Raw genomic sequence first — 6043 nt, 5'->3', positions numbered from 1 at the left:
AGGGACACTTCATCACTGTCTGCATAGCTCACGATTAAATAGCTATGCAATGATGAGTTCACCGCAAACACAGCGCCAAATATCAGTAAGCCAATGATAATGCTGCTTTGCACATAAAAGTCCATCTGTAACGCCAGTGCGATAGCCGCAGGAATGACGCATAAATAGCTGGCCCACAATACCGCTGCACGGCCGCTAGGCACTTGGCCATGCTTTTTACCAGTAATGTAAGGTGCGAAGGATTGCACAATGCCGTAACCAATAACCCAACTTGCCATAAAGCCGCCCACCCACCAGTGATCCCAATTAAAGGTCACCGCCAAAAACACTGGCAAGGCCACCACAAACCACACATCACGAGCGCCGAATAAAAACATTCGCGCTGCAGACAATATGTTGATTGAACGACTTTTTGAAAACACCTCTTTAAACTTGGGTTTACTCTTGGCTTTACCTAGATCCTGCTTAAGCGTAACTAAGCTAAATAGCCATACCAGCGCCAACAGTGACGCCATTAAGATAATCGCCCCTCTGAACTCAAGTAATGTCAGTAATAAGCCGCCTAAGAAGAAACCCACCCCTTTTAAGGCATTTTTAGAGCCGGTAAGAATTGCGACCCACTGATATAACTTGCCCTCAGCCCCTACAGGCACCAAGAGTTTAATGGCGCTTTTAGCACTCATTTTATTTAAATCTTTAGCAATACCTGACAGTGCCTGCGCCAACATAACATAGCCAATACTAAGCATGTCAGCCGGCACCGCTAACATGGCTAAGGCGATAATTTGCAGCCCCAAACCAATATTCATGGTTTTATTCAGCCCCAAACGCGCCCCAAGCCAACCGCCCACTAAGTTAGTGACCACCCCAAAGATTTCATAAAACAAAAACAGCATGGCAATATTGAGCGGGCTATAACCTAAGTGGTGAAAATACAGCACCACCAGCATCCGCAGTGCACCATCGGTTAAGGTAAACGCCCAATAATTACCGGTTATCACCAAGTACTGCTTAATCTGTGGTGATAAATTGCTTAATGATAAAAGCCCCATTAACTCATAACCTATATCTAGTTTTTGTCAGCCAAACCAACCATGCGTACCAATTCCGCAGTGCGATTTGCATAGCCCCACTCATTGTCGTACCACACATACAGTTTTACTTGAGTGTCATTGACCACCATAGTAGATAAGGCATCAATAATGCTTGAGCGCGGGTCGGTTTTATAATCGATTGAAACCAGCGGACGCTCCTCATAACCTAAAATATCTTTAAGCTCGTTTTCTGCAGCCTGTTTTAGTACTTGGTTGATCTCAGCAATATCGGTTTTACGCTCAACTTCAAATACGCAATCGGTTAAAGAGGCATTGGTTAATGGCACTCGAATCGCGTGACCGTTAAGCTTGCCTTTTAGCTCAGGGAAAATATGGGTAATTGCCGTTGCTGAACCTGTGGTGGTAGGAATTAAGCTAGTGCCACACGCACGGGCGCGGCGTAAATCTTGATGCGGTGCATCAATAATGGTTTGGGTGTTAGTAATGTCATGAATGGTGGTCATCGAGCCATGCTTAATACCAATTTTTTCATGAATAACTTTAACCACAGGGGCTAAACAGTTAGTGGTACAAGAGGCTGCGGTCACAATAGGGTGAAGCGCTTTATCATATAAGCCTTCGTTAACACCCATCACGATATTCAGCACGCCATCTTCTTTAACCGGCGCAGTAACAACGACACGTTTTACGCCTTGATCTAAATAAGCTTGCAGCAATGCTTTGGTTTTAATTTTACCCGACGCCTCAACCACTACATCACACTGTGACCAGTCAGTATCTTGGGTTGCCACATTTTGAGTACATGGGATGGTTTTGCCATTAATGACCATGGCTTGAGTGCCATTCACTTCAGTATGGCTTGCTTCATGATGCCAACGGCCATGAACTGAATCAAAGGTCATCAGGTGCGCTAGTGTTGCGGCATCGCCCGCGGGATCATTGATATGCACAATTTCAATGTCACCCCAATCAAATGCGGCGCGCATTGTTAAACGTCCCATACGGCCAAAGCCGTTAATTCCGATTTTAATAGTCATTAGTAAGTTCTCTGCTGTTTCTTAAGGTTAATTTTTAAATTTGTTCTGTAATTCTTTGCTTAGCGCTAGTTACAAAAGTTTGCCTTGCTAAAGTTTGCCTTGCTTGGCCGACCTTGCATTTGCGCTAGCCTTTGCAGCGGCGCGGCTATTAGGGAAATATTATTTTCAGTGGTTTGTGCTATCACAGATTTGGCCCACAAAGGCAGCTCGGCATTAATCCGATAAAACACCCACTGGCCATGTTTACGGTCGCTGATAATGTTGGCTTTTTTAAGCACCGCCAGATTACGCGATACCTTGGGCTGACTATCTTCTTCCAATGCCTGCATCAACTCACAGACACATAACTCACCATGATAGTGGGTCAACATTAAGGTTTTTAAGCGAATGTCATCAGTTAAGCATTTATAAAAAGCGCTAGGTTCGAGCTGCTTTACTGGCTCAGTGCTGGTGGCAGTTTCAGAACTAATAGATTTAGAGTTAATAGATGTAGAGCTAATAGGCTCTGCTTCCACTAAAAGAAACATCGACAAGCGATTATTGAGTTCATTTAAGGTGGTTAAAAATGGATGATAACCTTGACGCGATTTTGGATCGGGAAAATCCCATGCCAGTTGTTTACCGGCAGCTTCATAACTGCGGCACTCATCAGTGGCACGATCACAAAGGGTGATGACATAATCAAACTGCTGCGCTTTAAAGTCGCTAATAGGATTTGAAACAAGCTGAGTCATATTAGCCGTATCAATACCAAAACGGTACAAGGCATCAATAGCACGAGGATCCACCGCTTCAGGCTGAGTACCCGCACTATAAACCTCAAAGCGATCCCCCGCCCGATGCTTTAACAACACTTCAGCCATTTGCGAGCGGGCTGAATTGCCCGTACACAGAAATAACACTCGTTGTTTGTTAATACTCATATTTATACCCATTCAAAACTTATATAAAAGATTGTATATACGAAATACCATATATTCTAGTTTTATTTTGAGCTTAGAATGATAAGTTTCAGCTAATATTCAAACTCCCATAAACAAAAAAGCCCCAACATCTGCATGTTGAGGCTTTTAAAATGCTAGTAATTAACTCTCGATTTATTCAACCGTTACCGATTTGGCTAGGTTACGTGGTTGATCCACGTCTGTACCTTTAATTAGTGCCACATGGTATGACAATAACTGTAGTGGAATGGTATAAATCAGCGGCGCCATAAACTCATCACAGTGTGGTACTGGGATTACCTTCATGGTGTCATCAGACTCAAACTCGGCATCTTTATCGGCAAACACATACATTAAGCCACCACGAGCACGCACTTCTTCGACGTTTGATTTAAGCTTTTCAAGCAGCTCGTTGTTAGGTGCGACAACAATAACCGGCATGTCAGCATCAATAAGTGCTAATGGGCCGTGCTTTAGTTCACCAGAGGCATAGGCTTCTGCATGAATGTATGAAATTTCTTTCAGCTTTAGTGCGCCTTCCATTGCGATTGGGTATTGATCACCTCGGCCTAAAAATAGTGCATGGTGCTTGTCGGCAAAGTCTTCGGCTAGCTCAGCAATGGCATCATCTAAACCAAGGGCTTGCTCAACTTTCGCAGGCATAGATTGTAGGCTTTGGGTGATAGCGGCTTGCATTTCTTCACTCATGCCATTGTGACGACCAATTGCTGTGGTTAGCATTAATAAACCAGCCAATTGCACGGTAAAGGCTTTAGTTGAAGCCACACCAATTTCAACGCCGGCTTTCATCATGTAAGCCATATCAGATTCACGCACTAATGATGAACCAGGTGCATTACAGATGGTTAAGGTGGCTTTATAGCCCATTTCTTTTGCTAGACGCATTGCCGCTAAAGTATCAGCTGTTTCACCTGATTGTGAAATCGTCACCAACAAGCTGTTAGGGAATAAGTGCGATTTGCGATAACGGAACTCAGAGGCAATTTCAACATTACAGGATACGCCTGCCCAGTCTTCTAACCAGTAACGCGCCGCCATACCCGCATGGTAACTGGTACCACAGGCAATGATTTGTACGTGTTTGATGTCTTTTAAGAACTCGGCTGCGTTGTCACCAAAAGCAGTATCTAATACTTTACCACCAGCAATACGGCCTTCTAAAGTATGGGCGATGGCAGTTGGCTGCTCGTAGATTTCTTTAAGCATGTAGTGACGGTATTCACCTTTATCACCGGCATCGTGGGTGACTTCTGACTCTTTCACTTCACGCTCTACTGCATTGCCATCAACATCAAAAATATTCACTTCACGGCGAGTCACTTCGGCTACATCACCTTCTTCTAAAAAGGCAAATGAACGGGTAACAGGTAATAAAGCCAGCTGATCTGATGCGATAAAGTTTTCACCTAAACCGTAACCCACGACTAACGGGCTACCACTACGGGCAACAACCATGCGAGAGTTATCACGGCGATCGACAACTACAGTTCCGTAAGCACCTTCTAGTTGTTTAACAGCAGTTTGCACAGCGGCAACTAGGGTGTCATGTGTTTTCAACTCGTGATGAACAAGGTGACAAATCACTTCGGTGTCAGTATCTGATGCAAAGCTGTAACCCAAACCTTTTAGCATTTCGCGCAGTTTATTATGGTTTTCAATAATACCGTTATGCACTACGGCAATATCGCCTTCAGACACATGTGGATGAGCATTACGCTCGCTTGGCTCACCGTGGGTTGCCCAACGGGTGTGCGCAATACCTGTGCCGCCAGCCAGTGGTGCTGCGGCTAACGCATCTGATAACTCTTGTACTTTACCGACGCGGCGAGTACGGCCAAGTTGATCATTATTGATGATGGCAACACCTGCAGAGTCATAACCACGGTATTCAAGGCGCTTAAGGCCTTCTACTAAAATTTCAGCCACATCTCTTTGCGCTACTGCGCCTACGATTCCACACATAATTTATGTCCAATTATTTAATTTAGTAAAAATGAAAAACTATTCTTTGTGAGTAGCCAAAATGACTCTCACACCATATTCTGTAATTGTGGCCACAGTCTCTGCAGGTAGCTTGTCATCAGTGACTAATACACTGATATTGCTCCAAGGTAATTCGAGGTTGGGGATCCTGCGGCCAAACTTGTCCGACTCAAGCATCACGATAACGTCTCTTGAGACCTCTGCCATCACTTTGCTTAAGCCAGTTAATTCGTTAAAGGTGGTGGTGCCACGGGCTAAATCAATGCCATCTGCGCCAATAAATAGCTGGTCAAAGTTATATGAGCGTAGTACTTGTTCCGCTATTTGACCTTGAAACGACTCTGAATGCGGATCCCAAGTGCCGCCGGTCATCAATAATGTCGGCTCATTTTCTAACTCATGGATGGCGTTTGCCAGTTGCAATGAGTTCGTCATCACTAACAAACCGCGCTTATGATTGAGCTGTTGAATTAACCCTGAGGTGGTACTGCCGCTATCAATGATAATGCGGTTGTGATCGTTAATTAATTCAGCCGCAGCTTTGGCGATTGATAATTTATTAGGGGCTATTTTGCTGCTAAATGCCTGAGTGACTTCATCAGGTATAGCAACTGCGCCACCATAGCGGCGTAATAACAGTCCGGTTTTTTCTAAAGTGGCTAAGTCTTTACGAATGGTGACTTCAGAAGTTTCGAACCGTAAGGATAACTCATCAACACTGACTTCACCTTGGCTATTCAACAGGCTAATAATGCTATGGCGTCGCTGCTGTGTGTTTCTTTTATTCATGTTCAGTAGCTTAAGTTTCGGTTCGAAAGACATATTATAACTAAACGAAACTTTTTTACTAGCCTTTGAAAGTTAGCTATTTCAAATTTAGCCCAACAAAAAGCCCCTATCATTGATATAGGGGCTTGATATTGATAATCAAAAGTTAAAGTAAGCTAGCAGTGTCACTGTAACAATTGTGGCAGTAATTTACTTAGAGGGTGTAACAGATTCT

At 43.9% G+C, this 6043-nt stretch carries 5 protein-coding genes; all 5 read right to left on the bottom strand.

Annotated elements, in window-relative coordinates:
• A partial coding sequence (gene arsJ, locus AB4140_RS05570) for an organoarsenical effux MFS transporter ArsJ (protein ID WP_372000091.1) occupies positions 1-1052 on the bottom strand: 1052 nt, incomplete at its 3' end.
• Positions 1053-1069: 17 nt separating this feature from the next.
• The gene (locus AB4140_RS05565; RefSeq protein ID WP_372000089.1) at positions 1070-2092 is read right to left on the bottom strand and encodes an ArsJ-associated glyceraldehyde-3-phosphate dehydrogenase; all 1023 of its coding nucleotides are present in this window, start codon (positions 2090-2092) and stop codon (positions 1070-1072) included.
• A gap of 65 nt (positions 2093-2157) precedes the next feature.
• The gene (locus AB4140_RS05560; protein WP_372000087.1) at positions 2158-3015 is read right to left on the bottom strand and encodes a metalloregulator ArsR/SmtB family transcription factor; all 858 of its coding nucleotides are present in this window, start codon (positions 3013-3015) and stop codon (positions 2158-2160) included.
• Between the two features lie 174 nt (positions 3016-3189).
• Positions 3190-5019: a glutamine--fructose-6-phosphate transaminase (isomerizing) gene (glmS, locus tag AB4140_RS05555; RefSeq protein WP_102436372.1), complete on the bottom strand. Its 1830-nt coding sequence runs from the start codon at positions 5017-5019 to the stop codon at positions 3190-3192.
• A 39-nt stretch (positions 5020-5058) separates the two neighbouring features.
• Positions 5059-5829 (bottom strand): DeoR/GlpR family DNA-binding transcription regulator, encoded by a 771-nt coding sequence (locus tag AB4140_RS05550; protein ID WP_372000085.1) that lies wholly within the window; start codon positions 5827-5829, stop codon positions 5059-5061.
• Positions 5830-6043 lie beyond the last annotated feature (214 nt).

It is taken from the genome of Shewanella sp. 10N.286.51.B2 (genome assembly GCF_041469265.1).
Lineage (GTDB): Bacteria > Pseudomonadota > Gammaproteobacteria > Enterobacterales > Shewanellaceae > Shewanella.
This window is presented reverse-complemented; position numbering and strand designations above follow the sequence as displayed.

Bases quoted from the DNA above. Each gene is read 5' to 3' on its own strand.
- AB4140_RS05565 (WP_372000089.1), bottom strand. From the start codon at position 2,092: ATGACTATTAAAATCGGAATTAACGGCTTTGGCCGTATGGGACGTTTA.
- AB4140_RS05560 (WP_372000087.1), bottom strand. From the start codon at position 3,015: ATGAGTATTAACAAACAACGAGTGTTATTTCTGTGTACGGGCAATTCA.
- glmS (WP_102436372.1), bottom strand. From the start codon at position 5,019: ATGTGTGGAATCGTAGGCGCAGTAGCGCAAAGAGATGTGGCTGAAATT.
- AB4140_RS05550 (WP_372000085.1), bottom strand. From the start codon at position 5,829: ATGAATAAAAGAAACACACAGCAGCGACGCCATAGCATTATTAGCCTG.